General features: G+C 66.4%; 11 protein-coding genes. 9 read left to right on the top strand and 2 right to left on the bottom strand.

Features of this window, described 5'->3' with window-relative positions; all coding sequences use genetic code 11:
* Positions 1–148: 148 nt before the first annotated feature.
* Positions 149–1,516 (bottom strand): NAD(P)/FAD-dependent oxidoreductase, encoded by a 1,368-nt coding sequence (locus tag AC1AYN_RS04700; protein WP_476532361.1) that lies wholly within the window; start codon positions 1,514–1,516, stop codon positions 149–151.
* Positions 1,517–1,825: 309 nt separating this feature from the next.
* Here AC1AYN_RS04700 and murA point away from each other — a divergent pair, with 309 nt between their 5' ends.
* From murA to AC1AYN_RS04655, 9 genes are all read left to right on the top strand, one after another.
* Positions 1,826–3,151: a UDP-N-acetylglucosamine 1-carboxyvinyltransferase gene (gene murA, locus AC1AYN_RS04695; RefSeq protein WP_476502926.1), complete on the top strand. Its 1,326-nt coding sequence runs from the start codon at positions 1,826–1,828 to the stop codon at positions 3,149–3,151.
* Between the two features lie 276 nt (positions 3,152–3,427).
* The gene (locus AC1AYN_RS04690) at positions 3,428–4,324 is read left to right on the top strand and encodes a lysophospholipid acyltransferase family protein (RefSeq protein WP_476502925.1); all 897 of its coding nucleotides are present in this window, start codon (positions 3,428–3,430) and stop codon (positions 4,322–4,324) included.
* Positions 4,325–4,389: 65 nt separating this feature from the next.
* Positions 4,390–5,385 carry an NAD(P)H-dependent glycerol-3-phosphate dehydrogenase gene (locus AC1AYN_RS04685; RefSeq protein WP_476532360.1) on the top strand — a complete coding sequence of 332 codons (996 nt, stop codon included), beginning with the start codon at positions 4,390–4,392 and terminating at the stop codon, positions 5,383–5,385.
* A gap of 109 nt (positions 5,386–5,494) precedes the next feature.
* Positions 5,495–6,616, top strand: coding sequence for a D-alanine--D-alanine ligase family protein (locus tag AC1AYN_RS04680; RefSeq protein WP_476532359.1), 1,122 nt, complete (start codon positions 5,495–5,497; stop codon positions 6,614–6,616).
* A gap of 359 nt (positions 6,617–6,975) precedes the next feature.
* Positions 6,976–8,142: an ABC transporter substrate-binding protein gene (locus tag AC1AYN_RS04675; RefSeq protein WP_476532358.1), complete on the top strand. Its 1,167-nt coding sequence runs from the start codon at positions 6,976–6,978 to the stop codon at positions 8,140–8,142.
* Between the two features lie 35 nt (positions 8,143–8,177).
* Entirely contained in the window at positions 8,178–9,107 is a 930-nt protein-coding gene (locus AC1AYN_RS04670) for an ABC transporter permease (protein WP_476502921.1), read from the top strand.
* The gene (locus tag AC1AYN_RS04665; protein ID WP_476532357.1) at positions 9,098–9,988 is read left to right on the top strand and encodes an ABC transporter permease subunit; all 891 of its coding nucleotides are present in this window, start codon (positions 9,098–9,100) and stop codon (positions 9,986–9,988) included. Before AC1AYN_RS04670 ends, AC1AYN_RS04665 begins: the two co-directional genes overlap by 10 nt.
* Positions 9,989–9,994: 6 nt before the next feature.
* Complete coding sequence (locus tag AC1AYN_RS04660) at positions 9,995–11,245, top strand: ABC transporter ATP-binding protein (protein ID WP_476532356.1); 1,251 nt, start codon at positions 9,995–9,997, stop codon at positions 11,243–11,245.
* Positions 11,246–11,561: 316 nt separating this feature from the next.
* Positions 11,562–12,650, top strand: coding sequence for a lysostaphin resistance A-like protein (locus AC1AYN_RS04655; RefSeq protein ID WP_476502917.1), 1,089 nt, complete (start codon positions 11,562–11,564; stop codon positions 12,648–12,650).
* 93 nt (positions 12,651–12,743) lie between these two features.
* Here the strand turns inward: AC1AYN_RS04655 and AC1AYN_RS04650 are convergent, their stop codons facing one another.
* On the bottom strand, positions 12,744–13,529 hold the full coding sequence (locus AC1AYN_RS04650) for a mechanosensitive ion channel family protein (protein WP_476532355.1): 786 nt from the start codon (positions 13,527–13,529) through the stop codon (positions 12,744–12,746).
* Positions 13,530–13,745: the final 216 nt, after the last annotated feature.

The raw sequence follows: 13,745 nt of genomic DNA, 5'->3' as shown, positions 1-13,745 counted from the left end.
CTTGAGGGGATCGGCCCCCTCTGACGAGGGGGCTCCCGGCGGAGCCGGGTGGGGGAGAGATACCGCGAACGTGATGTTGCGGCTATCTCTCCCTCCGGCCGCCTTCGGCGGCCACCTCCCTCGTCAGAGGGAGGCAATGGGGAGTCCGTCAGGCTTCGGCGGCGGCCTTCATGGCCACGGCGCCGACGTAGTAGACGGGCTTGTCGAAGTTCGGCTGGAACAGGAAGTCCACGTTCGCGAGCTGGTCGATGGTGAACTTCGCCTGGATCGCCATCGAGATCACGTTCGCGGCACCGGAGATGTCCGCCTTCGAGCAGAACTGGCCGCCCCTGACCTCGCGCGTCTCCGGATCCCACGTGAGGATCGACGTGACGGGCGTGGTGGTGAGCATGAAGTCGGGGCGGTAGTCCTCGGTCAGTTCGGTTTCGCGCACGGTGAGCCCGCGGCGTTCCGCGCCGGCTGCGGTCAGGCCGGACGCGGCGAGCGACAGGTCGTACAGCTGCACGGCGCTCGTCGCCTGCGTACCGAGGTACTTGACGGTCGGCTCCGCGATGTTGCGGCCGACGAGCAGGCCCTGACGCACCGCGTTCGTGGCGAGCGGGATGTAGTCGTGCTTGCCGGTCGGGTTGTAGAAGACGGTCGCCGAGTCGCCGCACGCGTACACGTCGGGCACGGAGGCGCGCATGTAGTCGTCGACGATGATCGCGCCGTTCGGCAGCATGTCGACCTGTCCCTTGAGGAGATCCGTGTTCGGCAGGAAGCCGACCGCGAGGATCGCCATCTCGGCCGTGTACTCGCCCTTCTCGGTGACGACGGTGACGGTGTCGTCGTCGTTGTCGCGGAAGGCGGTCACCTTCTGGCCGAGCGCGAGCGTGACGCCGTGCTCCTCAAACGCGGCGGCCACCTGGTCGGTGATCTTCTTGTCGAAGTTGTTGGCGAGCGGGCGGTCGAGTCCGTCGACGAGCGTGGTCTTCACGCCGGTGAGCGAGAACTGCTCGGCGATCTCCGCGCCGATGTAGCCGGAGCCGATCACGACCGCCGACTTCGCCTCCTTCGCCTTCTCCTTGATGGCGATGGCGTGGTCCCAGTTCTTGCACAGCAGCACGTGCGGGCTGTCGATGCCGGGAATCGGCGGCACGACCGGGCGCGAGCCGGTGGTGACGACGAGCTTGTCGAAGTGGAGCGTCTGCTCCTCGCCGGCCGCGTCGCCCACGCCCACGCCGATCGCGTCGACCGGACGGTAGGTGAGCGTCTTGGCGGCGACGTCGATGGACGTCACGTCGGTGCGCATGTGCATGGTCGCGCCCGCCTCGGCCAGCGCCTCGGGCGACGAGTAGAACATCTTCTTCGGGTCGGACACGTGGTCGCCGACCCACAGCGCGATGCCGCACGAGAGGAACGACAGCGTGCCGTTGCGTTCGAACACGTGGACGGTCCAATCGGGATGCTCGGCGAGGATCGACGTGGCGGCGAAGGTGCCGGCGTGCGTGCATCCGACGATGGCGACGGTGGTCATGGATTATGCTCCTTTGCGTAGTGGTGCGGGTGGTGCGTTCCGGCAGTCTTCGATCGCCTGCCTTCCGTGAACGTTCACCTCTGTTGCCCACCATAGCAAAGCGACGGCGGCGGGTCCGCCGGGCACGCGGCGATCGCCCGCGATTGTGACGCGCGTCACAGTCGGCGTGGTGGTCGCGGCGGCGTGCGGCCGGTGGCGCGGGGATTACGCCGCCAGCCGCATCGCCACGGGTTTCACGGTGTTCGCACATGCCTTATGGCACACTGTTTGATAGTGTTTCGCGGTCCTGTTGAATCGAAAGAGGTAATCGTGGGCGAAAACGAGAACGACGTGCTGCACGTCGAAGGCGGCAAGCCGCTGAACGGCACAATCAAGGTGCGTGGCGCGAAGAACTTCGTCAGCAAGGCGATGGTCGCCGCGCTACTCGCGCCGGGCAAGTCGGTGCTGAAGAACGTTCCGGAGATCCGCGACGTGCACGTCGTGTCCGATCTGCTGCGTCTGCACGGCGTGGACGTCGACGTGGACGGCGATCACGGCGTCGTCACGATCGACGCGACGCACGTCCAGCTCGCCGACGTGGCGGACGTGGACACGCTGTCCGGTTCGTCGCGCATCCCGATCCTGTTCTCCGGTCCGCTGGTGCACCGTCTGGGCGAGGCGTTCATCCCCGCGCTGGGCGGCTGCAACATCGGCGGCCGTCCGATCGACTTCCATCTGGAGACGCTGCGCAAGCTGGGCGCGAACGTCGACAAGGAGCACAAGGACGGCATCCACATCACCGCGCCGAACGGACTGCACGGCGCGAAGATCCACCTGCCGTACCCGTCCGTGGGCGCGACCGAGCAGACGCTGCTCGCCGCCGTGCTCGCCGAGGGCAAGACCGAGCTGTCCGGCGCCGCCATCGAGCCGGAGATCATGGATCTCGTGGCCGTGCTGCAGAAGATGGGCGCGATCATCTCCGTGGACGTGGACCGCACGTTCCGCATCGAAGGCGTCAAGGAGCTCAAGGGCTACACGCACACGTCGCTCACCGACCGCATCGAGGCGGCGAGCTGGGCGTCGGCGGCGCTGGCCACCCGCGGCGACATCTTCGTCAAGGGCGCGACCCAGCCGGAGATGATGACGTTCCTCAACGTGTTCCGTAAGGTCGGCGGCGAATTCGACGTGACCGACAAGGGCATCCGCTTCTGGCATCCGGGCGGCGACCTCAAGCCGGTCGCGATCGAGACGGACGTGCACCCCGGCTTCATGACCGACTGGCAGCAGCCGCTGGTCGTGGCCCTCACGCAGGCGAACGGCCTGTCGATCGTGCACGAGACCGTGTACGAGAACCGTTTCGGCTTCACCAAGCCCCTGGTGCAGATGGGTGCGACGATCCAGCTGTACCGCGAGTGCCTGGGCTCCCTGCCGTGCCGCTTCCAGCAGCGCAACTACAAGCATTCCGCGGTGATCTTCGGACCGACCCCGCTGACCGGCCGCGACATCGACGTGCCGGATCTGCGCGGCGGCTTCAGCCACCTGATCGCGGCGCTCGCCGCGAAGGGCCCGTCCAACGTGCAGGGCATCAGCCTGATCGACCGCGGTTACGCCGACTTCCGCGGCAAGCTCCACCAGCTCGGCGCCGACATCGACTGACGGCCATACGCATCCAGGCCCCCTCTGACGAGGGGGCTGTCGAACGGAGTGAGACTGGGGGAGAGATAGCTGGAACGTAACGGTTCCCGGTATCTCTCCCTCAGTCCGCTTACGCGGACAGCCCCCTCGTCAGAGGGGGCCTGTACGTGGGGCTGTTCTGCGCCCCCTTCAGGGGGAGCTGGCCGGCCATGAGGCCGGACTGAGGGGGCCGTAGCCGGAGCATCCGCCCGGCTCGGCGCACGGACCGCGGTAGGGGGCGAACGTACAATAAGGCGCATGGCATCCAAAGGAAAACCGTCGCCGCGCTCCGCGGTCAAGCCCCTCTCGGACGAGCGCGTCGCCGAACTCGCGAAGAAGCACCATCTCGTCGACCCGATGCGCGACCTGCCCACCGGCACTGACCGCAGCGTCAACCAGCATGAGATCGACGCGCAGAACCCGAAAGGCACGAGGCGTCTGCTCAAAGGCGTTGACGTCGTCTTCAACGCGAGCTGCCGGACCTACGCGTGGGGACTCGACAACATCCCCGAAAGCGGCCCGTTCATCACCGCCGCATCGCACGTGACCATGTTCGACGTGTTCGTGCCGATGGCCAGCCTGTTCCACATGGGCCGCCGCCCGCGCTACATGGCCAAGGCCGAGATGGCGAAGTGGCCGATCATCGGCAAATGGTTCCAGATCGTCGGCATGCAGCCGGTCCAACGCCACTCCGGCAAGGCCAAGGAGATCGAGGAGACGTCCATCGACATCCTCATCTCCGGCCGCCCGCTCACCGTCTGGCCCGAAGGCACCGTCACCCGCGACCCGCAGAAATGGGTGATGAGCATCAAGGAGGGCGCCGCCTACATCGCGCTCGAAGCCTCCCGCCGGCTCGGCAAGCAGGTGCCGCTGTTCTGCGCCGCCACCTGGGGCGCCGCCTCCATCAACCACTGGTGGCCGTGGCCGCGCAAGAACGTCGTCATGTGCTACGACCACCAGCTCGACTACTCGGACCTGCTCGAAGGCATGGAGGACTGGGGCGACGAGCCGCCGGCCGAAGCCGTCGAAGCGCTCAAATGGCGCATGTTCATCCGCCTCAACGAACTGCTCGAGGAGATCCGCGGCGAGAAGTTCCCGAAGGAAGGCTACTGGGACTACCGCACGATGAGCCGCACCCCGATCGCCTCGGCGTGAGCGGCGAGTAGCATGGCACGAAGGTCACGAAACAGTCACGAACCGAAAGTAAGGAATCACATAGCATGAAGATCACTGTTCTCGGCGCCGGCGCATGGGGCACCGCGTTCGGCCAGGTGCTGGCCGACGCGGGCAACGACGTGACGATGTGGGCGATGGAGCCCGAAATCGTCGAAGGCATCCGCGACAACCACTGCAACCACGTGAGGCTCCCGTTCATCGAGCATCTGCCGGACAACATGACCGCCACCGGCGACCGCGCCGAATCGGTCAGGAACGCCGAGATCGTCGTCGTCGCGATCGCCGCGCAGTTCGCGCGCGTCGCGCTCGCCGAATTCAAGGGTCTCATCCCCGACGACGCAATCGTTGTGAGCCTCATGAAGGGCATCGAACGCAACACGAACAAGCGCATGGACGAGGTCGTGCGCGAATCCCTCGACCTGCCGGCCGAGCGCTTCGCCGCCATCTCCGGCCCGAACCTGAGCAAGGAGATCGCGCTGCGCCAGCCCGCCGCGACCGTCGTCGGCTGCGAGGACCTCGACAACGCGACCAAGGTCGCCAAGGCGTGCACCACCGAATACTTCAAGGCGTTCGTCACCACCGACGTCATCGGACTGGAGATGTGCGGCTCGCTGAAGAACGTCGTCGCGCTCGCCGTCGGCATGGCGCGCGGCGCCGGCTACGGCGAGAACACGGCCGCGATGATCGAGACGCGCGGACTCGCCGAACTCACCGCGCTAGGCAAGGCCGCCGGCGCCGACCCGAAGACGTTCGCCGGACTCGCCGGCGTGGGCGACCTGATTGCCACGTGCGGCTCCCCGCTGAGCCGCAACTACACGTTCGGCGCGAACCTCGGCAAGGGCCTGAGCAAGGAGGAGGCGACGAAGGTGAGCAACGGCGTCGCCGAAGGCGTGCCCACCACCGACGCCGTCGTCGCGCTCGGCGACGAGCTCGGCGTGCCGACGCCGCTCGCCTACGCGATGAGCCGCGTGCTCGACGAGGGCATCTCCTGCGCCGAGATGCTGTCCCTGCTGTTCGGCCGCGAGATCACCGCGGAATAGTCGCGGAACCGCCGCGGTGGACGCAGAGCCGCCGCGGAGTAGGATACGGTACCCGGAACGATTCGGTAATTCGGCAAAGAACGATAAAGAAACGGACGAGAAAACGACTATGACCAAGAAGCGCATCGTGGTGTTGTACGGCGGCAGGGCCGACGAGCACTCGATCTCCTGCATTTCGACCGCCGGCGTGCTCAACGCGCTCGACACCGACCGCTTCGAGGCGGTGCCGGTCGGCATCACCAAGGACGGCAAGTGGATCGTCGACGGCGAGGACCCGCGCGGCTGGAACCTCGACGGCGGCGCGCTGCCGACCGTCGAACGCACCGCCGGCGCGCGCGACGTCGTGCTCGACGTGGCGCTCGGCCAGGACGGCTTCTTCGCGCGCAACGCGGACGGCACGCTCGAACCGTTCGGCCACGTCGACGCCGTGTTCCCCGTGCTGCACGGCCCGTACGGCGAGGACGGCACCGTGCAGGGTCTGCTCGAGATGATGGACGTGCCGTACGTCGGCTGCGGCGTGTTCGCGTCCGCCGCGTGCATGGACAAGCACTACACGAAGGTCGTGCTCAACGCGGCTGGCATCCCCACCGCGCCCGGCGTGATGGTCGACGCGCGTTCCGTCCGCCCCGAGGAGGCGCTTCAGCGCGTCGCCGAGGCGGGCCTCACGTACCCGCTGTTCGTCAAGCCGTCGCGTGCCGGCTCCAGCTTCGGCGTGACGAAGGTCGAGGAATCCGATTCGCCCGAGGCGCAGGCCTCCCAGCTCGGCGCGGCCATCGCCGAGGCCGGCAAGCATGATTGGAAGGTGCTCATCGAACAGGGCATCGACGGCCGCGAGATCGAATGCGCGGTGCTCTCCGCCGCCCCCGGCGACGAGCCGGAGGCCAGCTGGCCGGGCGAGATCGTGCTCGACCATCAGGACGACGACCAGTTCTACGATTTCGACTCCAAGTACATGGACGCGTCCGCCAGCCATGTCGAGGTGCCCGCCGACCTGCCGGTCAGCGTGCTCGAGGACGTGCGCGACGTGGCCCGCCGCGCGTTCGTCGCGGTCGACGGCGCCGGCCTGAGCCGCGTGGACACGTTCGTCACGGCGGACGGCACCGTGATGGTCAACGAGATCAACACGATGCCCGGCTTCACGCCGATCTCCATGTACCCGAAGGCGTGGGACGCCACCGGCGTGAGCTACACCGCGCTCATCACCCGCCTGATCGACGGCGTGCTGCGCTAGGCGCCTGCGTGCCGGTGAGGGCCGGTGGGGTGCCGGTCGATGCCGGTCGATGCCGGTCGATTGGTCGATTGGTCGATTGTCGGGGAGGGTTCCGTCGCCATTGACGGGACCCTCCCCGCGTGTTTCCGCCGTCCGAATGTCGATGCGGACAGCGTAATCGTCGCAGTTCATCTACGGATTCCGAGTGTTCATCAATCCGTCGCGCAAGGTCGCGCGGCGTTCACCGGGGCGTCGGTGTCGGGACGGATAACGGACGTACCTTTCTCAATTGGATTACGGGCCGCGCGCCCACGGCGCGGATGAAGGCCCCCGATTCCCTAGAGGCAACTCCCTAGAGGCAAGTTGAGTAAGGAACACCCATGAAGAACCTGCGTAAGATCGCGGCTGGCGCCATCGCCACCGTGCTCGCGTTCTCGATGGCCGCCTGCGGTTCGTCGAACGCCTCCTCCAGCAACGGCTCCGGCTCCACCGGCAAGTCCGTCACCGTCGACCAGAAGTCCGCCAAGGCCACCTCCCTCGCCGATTTCGGCACGATGGACGACCTCGTCAAGGCCGCCGAGAAGGAGGGCGCGCTGAACGTCATCGCCCTGCCGCACGACTGGTCCAACTACGGCGAGGTCATCTCCACCTTCAAGAAGAAGTACCCGAAGATCAAGATCACCGAGCTCAACCCGAACGCCTCCTCCAAGGAGGAGCTCGACGCCGCCAAGACCAACAAGGGCACCGACGCCGCGCCGGACGTCTTCGACCTCGGCCAGCAGATCGCCGCCACCTCCACCGACTCCTTCGCCCCGTACAAGGTGCAGGCTTGGGACAAGATCCCCGACGAGGACAAGGACGCGAACGGCGCCTACTACGCCGACTACACCGGCATCATGTCCATCGGCTGGAACAAGGACAAGTACGGCGAGATCAAGTCCCTCAACGACCTGCTCGACCCGAAGTTCGCCGGCACCGTCGCCCTCAACGGCAAGCCCGCCGAGGCCGGCGCCGCCTTCAACGGCTACCTGATGGTCAACCAGCTGGCCGGCGGCGACATCAAGAACGTCCAGCCCGGCCTCGACTTCTTCAAGAAGCTCAAGGACGCCGGCAACCTCACCACCGTCGACGTGACCAACGGCACCATCGACTCCGGCCAGACCGGCGTCGTCATGGACTGGACCTACAACCAGGCCTCCTACAAGAAGGAGCTGAAGAGCAAGGGCGTCAACTGGGAGTACAAGACCTTCCCGAAGGCGCAGGTCGTCAGCTACTACAACCAGGCCATCAACAAGGACGCGCCGCACCCGGCCGCCGCCCGCCTGTGGGAGGAGTACCTGTACACCGCCGAAGCCCAGAACCTGTGGTTCAAGGGCGGCGCCAACCCGGTGCTGCTCGACTCGATGAAGCAGGACGGCACCGTCGACCAGGCGACCCTCAAGGACGCCATCACCATCGAAGGCAAGCCGGTCAGCTACACCAACGACGACGCCACCCGCATCACCGAGTGGCTCCAGAACAACTGGGACAAGACGATCGGCAACTGAGCCGGTTCGAACGTCAGACCAAGGGAACCGATCCCATGACTGCGTCAATCGCACAGAACGGGTCCGTCGCCGGCAAGGCCGCGGGCCCGTCCGCTACATCCTCCTCCGCGCTCGCGAGGCATCGCAAGGAGCTCGGCACCTTCGCGGTGACGATTCCGTTCTTCGCGTACACCGCGTGCTTCCTGCTCGCCCCGACCGTCATCGTGGTCGTCGGCGCGTTCCAGACCCGTGACGGCGGCTTCACGCTCGACAACTTCAGCAAACTGTTCGAACCGAACACCGTCTCCGCGTTCGTCACCTCCATCCTCGTGTCCGTCGCGTCCTCCGTGATCGGCGCGGTGGTCGGCGGCCTCGCCTCCTACGCGCTCGTCATCGGCTCGAAGCCGAACGGCCTGCTGCGGCGCCTGGTCTCCGCGATCTCCTCCGTGCTCGCCCAGTTCGGCGGCGTGATGCTCGCCTTCGCGTTCATCGCGACGATCGGCATCAACGGCATCGGCACGATGCTCATCAAACAGGTGACCGGACTGACCGTCAACCCGAACTGGCTGAGCTCCCTGCCGGGCCTCGTGACCGTGTACTGCTACTTCCAGATTCCGCTGATGATCATCATCTTCCTGCCCGCCGTCGATTCGATCCGACCGCAGTGGCGCGAGGCGTGCGAGTCGCTCGGCGGCAACACGTTCCAGTACTGGACGCGCATCGCCCTGCCGATCCTCACCCCCCGTTTCATCTCCGCGTTCCTGCTGCTGTTCGCCTCCGCGTTCTCCGCGTACGCGACCGCCGCGGCCCTGTTCTCGCAGCGTTCGATCCTCGTGCCGCTGATGATTCAGGGCGCGATGCGCAACGAGATGGACCCCAACCAGCAGGGATTCGCCCAAGTGCTGGCATTCGCAATGATTATCGTCGTGGCCATCGTCATGCTGCTGAGCCACGCCGTGGAAAAGAGGGCCGGACGTTGGCAGTGAACACCACCACCGAAACCGTCGCGGCGTCGAACCGCCCGCCGCAACTGCGCGCCGCCCGCGTGCGCAGGCAGAGCGTCATCAAGTTCGTCATCCTGTTCGTCACCTTGGCGTTCCTGTTCGTGCCGCTCATCTCCATGCTCGTCTTCACGCTGCGCCACCCGCTGTCCGGACGCTGGTCCGCGGCCCCGTGGATCGCGATCTTCACCGGCAACGGCGAATCGCTCGGCGCCGACCTGACCGTCCTGTGGCAGGGTCTCGGCGTCTCGCTCGGCCTGTGCGTCGTGACCGTCGTGCTCATGCTGCTGCTCATGGTCCCCACCATGGTGATCGTGCACATCCGCTCCAAGGCGCTCGAACGCGCCATCGAATGGATCGCCACGCTGCCGCTGACCATCCCCGCCATCGTGCTCGTCGTCGGCCTCGGCCCCATCTACCGCTGGCTGAGCTCCGCCGTGCTCGACACCAACCCGATTTGGCTGTGCTTCGCCTACGTCGTGCTCGTCATGCCGTTCGCCTTCCGCGCCATCGCCGTCGGACTCAACTCCATCGACGTGAAGACCCTCGTCGAAGCGTCCCGCTCGCTCGGCGCCTCCTGGCCGAAGGTCTTCTTCCGCGTCATCATCCCGAACCTGTGGCAGTCGATCCTGTCCGCCAGCTTCATCTCCATCGCCGTGGTGCTGGGCGAATACACCGTCGCCTCGCTGCTCGGCCGCATGAACCTGCAGGTCGCGCTCTACCAGCTCGGCCAATCCAACTCCCAGATCTCCACCGCCATGTCGCTGCTCGCGTTGCTGTTCGGCGTGGTGCTGCTCATCGCGCTCGACCTCATCTCTGAACACATCGGCAGGACGCGCACGGGCGAAACCAAGGAAGGCAAGTAACCGATTATGTCTCTCGCGCAACAGAACAACGTCACGGCCGGCGGCGCCAAGCAGGCCGAACACAAGCAGGCCGAACACGAGTTCAAGAACGACCCGACCGCCACGCTCGAAGGCGTGCGCGGCAAGGACGTGACCAAGGCCGCCAAGGCCCTGCTCAAGGATTCCGCCACCCGCGGCGGCGGCATCCGGATGCAGGACGTCGTCAAGATCTACCCCGGCTCCACCGTGCACGCGCTCGACGACTTCAACCTCGACATCAAGCCCGGCGAGATGGTCGTGCTGCTCGGCGGCTCCGGCTGCGGCAAATCCACCGCGTTGCGCTCCCTCGCCGGCCTCGAGGACATCCAGGGCGGCCGCATCCTCGTCGGCGGACAGGACGTCACCGGCGTGCCCGTCAACAAGCGCGGCATGTCGATGGTGTTCCAGGCGTATTCGCTGTTCCCGCACATGACCGCCGTCGAGAACGTCGAATTCGGTCTCGAAGTGCGCGGCGTCGGGCGTGAGGAACGTCGCCGCGTCGCCATGGAGCATCTCGAACTCGTCGGCCTCGCCGACCAAGCGAACAAGTTCACCCAGCAGATGTCCGGCGGCCAGCAGCAGCGCGTGGCGCTCGCCCGCGCGCTCGCCATCAAGCCGCGCGTGCTCCTGCTTGACGAGCCGCTCTCCGCGCTCGACGCGAAAGTGCGCGTCCAGCTGCGCGACGAGATCCGCCGCATCCAGCTCGACACCGGCACCACCACCGTGTTCGTCACGCACGATCAGGAGGAGGCGCTCGCCGTCGCCGACCGCATCGGTGTGATGAACCACGGCCGCATCGAGCAGATCGCCGCGCCGCAGGACCTCTACCAGCGTCCCGCCACCGAATACGTGGCCACGTTCATCGGTCTGACGAACTGTCTGCCCGGCGCCTCCGACGGCGAGGAGGCGGTCGTGTTCGGCCAGCGCGTGCCGCTGCTGCCCGGCTCCAGAAAAGGCGATCCGGTGGCCGTGCTCGTGCGCCCGGAGAACATCGCGCTCGTGCGCGCCGGCGAGGCCACGTCCGCGGCCGGCGAGCACGCCCGCGTCGAGGTGATTCACTTCCTCGGCGCCGTGGCCCGCGTCGACTGCGGGATCTCCAGCGGCGAATACCGGCATTGGAACAAGGGCGAACAGCTCAAGGTCACCGTGCAGCTGCCCGCGAACGAGCTGCCCGCCGGTCTCGCCGTCGGTGACGAGGTGATCGTCACGCCGCGCCCCGTCGCCGCGCTCGCCTGCTGAATCGCCTTGTGTGGCGTGCCGGCGGTGTGCCGGTGGCATGCGCCGTTCCGCGTCGCCTTGCGCCGTCCCGCACGGCCTCCCACGGCGGTTGTTGTCAAAAGTGTGCGGTCACTACACTTTTAACATGTTAAAAGTGTCGGAACAGCACACTTTTGACAACAACGTACGGGGAAAGTTGTGATGGAGCCCAGCGGGGTCTGTTGCTCCGGTCGTGTTCTGATTCGATGGGGGCCTTTACTATGGGCGTGACTATTATAGTCGTGACTAGTCACGCCCATAGTTTTGCGCTGGCATCGAGTGCCGTAAGCTGGGACGTATGAGTGATGAACAGCCGCAGATGACACCGTCGCAGATGACACCGTCCCAGACGTCTCAGTCGGGAGACCCGTACCGGCCGTTCTTCATGGAGGCGCACCGGCGGTTCACGCTGATCGGCGTCGGCCTGTGCGTGATGATCGCGTTCTGGGTGGGATTGAACATCGTCTTGTCCGGATTGCTGCGGCCGCTGTTCCCCGGCCCGGGCGGCGCTCCCATGTGGCTCTCCATGCTCATCTCGTCGGGGCCGCTGTATGCGGTCGCGATGCCGTTGGGGCTCAGCGTGTTCTCCCATGTGCCGGCATTGAAGGCGCGCGAGTTCAAGCTCGGCGCGAAACGGTTCTGGACGCTGATGATCGCGTGCTTCCCGATCATGATGGCGGGCAACATCATCGGCACGTGGCTGTCCGGCGTGATCTCGGGAGGCACGGCCACGAACCGCGTTTCCGAGATGATCCTGCACGTGGACCCGTGGGTGGACGTGCTGTTCGTCGTGTTGCTCGCGCCGTTCTTCGAGGAATGGCTGTTCCGCAAGCAGATCATCGACCGCACGCGCCGCTACGGCGAACGCACGGCCATCGTGCTGTCCGCGTTCGCGTTCGCGCTGTTCCACATGAACCTGTACCAGTTCTTCTACGCGTTCGGACTCGGTCTCGTGTTCGGCTACGCGTACATGCGCACCAGCCGGCTGCGCTACCCGGTGATCATGCACATGGTGATCAACGCGTCCGGTTCGCTCGTGGCGCCCGGCATCCTGAAGCTCATCAGCGCCGGCGGCGGCGACGTCGCCAAGATGATGGGCGGTTCGGCGGGCGAGGCCGAGATGATGCGCGTGGCCGAGCACGATCCGGTCGCCATGATGGGCGTCATGCTGCTCGGCCTGTACGGGGTGCTTATGGTCCTGCTCGTCATCGCCGGAGTGGCGCTGATCTGCGTGAACGTGAAGCGCATCGAATTCTACGACCCGCCCGAACAGCTGCCGAAGTGGTACGGCGCGCGCCTCGCGTTCCTCAACCCCGGCATGGCGGTCTACATCCTGCTCACCGTCGTGCTCGGACTGTGGCAGATGGGATTGATCACGCTCTTCTGACCACGGTCTCTCCCTCCGTCATCGCTTCGCGATGCCACCTCCCTCGTCAGAGGGAGGCAGGGGCAGGTTGGCCATCGCTGCGCGATGCCGTTTCTACTCGGAGGCGCCGCCGTCCTTGACCAGGTAGTCGGCGGTGGCGATGGCGCGCGCCGCGCGGTCCTTCGCGGTGGACAGCAGCACGCCGTCGCGCACGAACAGCAGGATTTCGCCCTCCGCGCCGTACGGGGAGAACCCGGTGAACTTCACCAGCGGCGGGTTCTCCGGCCGCAGCACCGCGCTCGCACCCGCCTCCACGCGCCGCAGCATGTCGCGGCTCACCTCGTCCGGGTCGGCGCTGCCCTTCACCGTGAACGGCACCGTGGCCATGCCTTCGGTGACCGTCGTGAGCTTCGTCAGCGAGGCGGTGTTGAGGATCGAGTTCGGGATGACCATCTGGTCGCCGGAGCGCGTCTCGATCATCGAATGACGCCACGTGATGTCCTTCACCGTGCCGGTCACGCCCTGGATCGACACCAGATCGCCTGGCTGGATCACGCGGCCGAGCATCAGCCCGAACCCGCCGATCACGTTCGCGATCGTGTCCTTCAGACCGAGGGACAACGCGACGCCGCCGACGCCGAGGGCGGTGACCAACGTCGTCGGATTGATGCCGAACACCGGTTGCAGCACCATCGTGGCGGCCGCGCACCAGACCACCACGCGCATCAGGTTGATGAAGATGGAGGCGCTGGGGATTTGCGAATTATCCAGCACCTTGCGTAGCAGCCGTCGCAGCACGCGGTCCGCCACCCACGCGGCGGCGACCACCACGAACAGCCACAGCAGTTTGCCCGCGTTCGCACGGAACCAGGCCGCAATCATGTCATCGAAGTTTTCCATGCGCACCACGATAAACGCGGGGGCTGGAAGCCGGTGCATATCCACCGGAGAATATCCGCAAAACCGCACGTCGGCGTGTCGCGCGCGGCGGGCACCCCCTCAGTCGCGCTCCGCGCGCCAGCTCCCCCTGAAGGGGGCGCGAATTCAGTCTGCGCCCCCTTCAGGGGGAGCTGGCCGGCCGTAGGCCGGACTGAGGGGGTGCCTGCCGGACTGAGG

This window comes from Bifidobacterium sp. LH_413, assembly GCF_056357015.1.
This window is presented reverse-complemented; position numbering and strand designations above follow the sequence as displayed.

Coding starts and splice junctions, on each gene's coding strand:
- AC1AYN_RS04700 (WP_476532361.1), bottom strand. CDS start 1,516: ATGACCACCGTCGCCATCGTCGGATGCACGCACGCCGGCACCTTCGCC.
- AC1AYN_RS04690 (WP_476502925.1), top strand. CDS start 3,428: ATGGCATCCAAAGGAAAACCGTCGCCGCGCTCCGCGGTCAAGCCCCTC.
- AC1AYN_RS04685 (WP_476532360.1), top strand. CDS start 4,390: ATGAAGATCACTGTTCTCGGCGCCGGCGCATGGGGCACCGCGTTCGGC.
- AC1AYN_RS04680 (WP_476532359.1), top strand. CDS start 5,495: ATGACCAAGAAGCGCATCGTGGTGTTGTACGGCGGCAGGGCCGACGAG.
- AC1AYN_RS04675 (WP_476532358.1), top strand. CDS start 6,976: ATGAAGAACCTGCGTAAGATCGCGGCTGGCGCCATCGCCACCGTGCTC.
- AC1AYN_RS04670 (WP_476502921.1), top strand. CDS start 8,178: ATGACTGCGTCAATCGCACAGAACGGGTCCGTCGCCGGCAAGGCCGCG.
- AC1AYN_RS04660 (WP_476532356.1), top strand. CDS start 9,995: ATGTCTCTCGCGCAACAGAACAACGTCACGGCCGGCGGCGCCAAGCAG.
- AC1AYN_RS04655 (WP_476502917.1), top strand. CDS start 11,562: ATGAGTGATGAACAGCCGCAGATGACACCGTCGCAGATGACACCGTCC.
- AC1AYN_RS04650 (WP_476532355.1), bottom strand. CDS start 13,529: ATGGAAAACTTCGATGACATGATTGCGGCCTGGTTCCGTGCGAACGCG.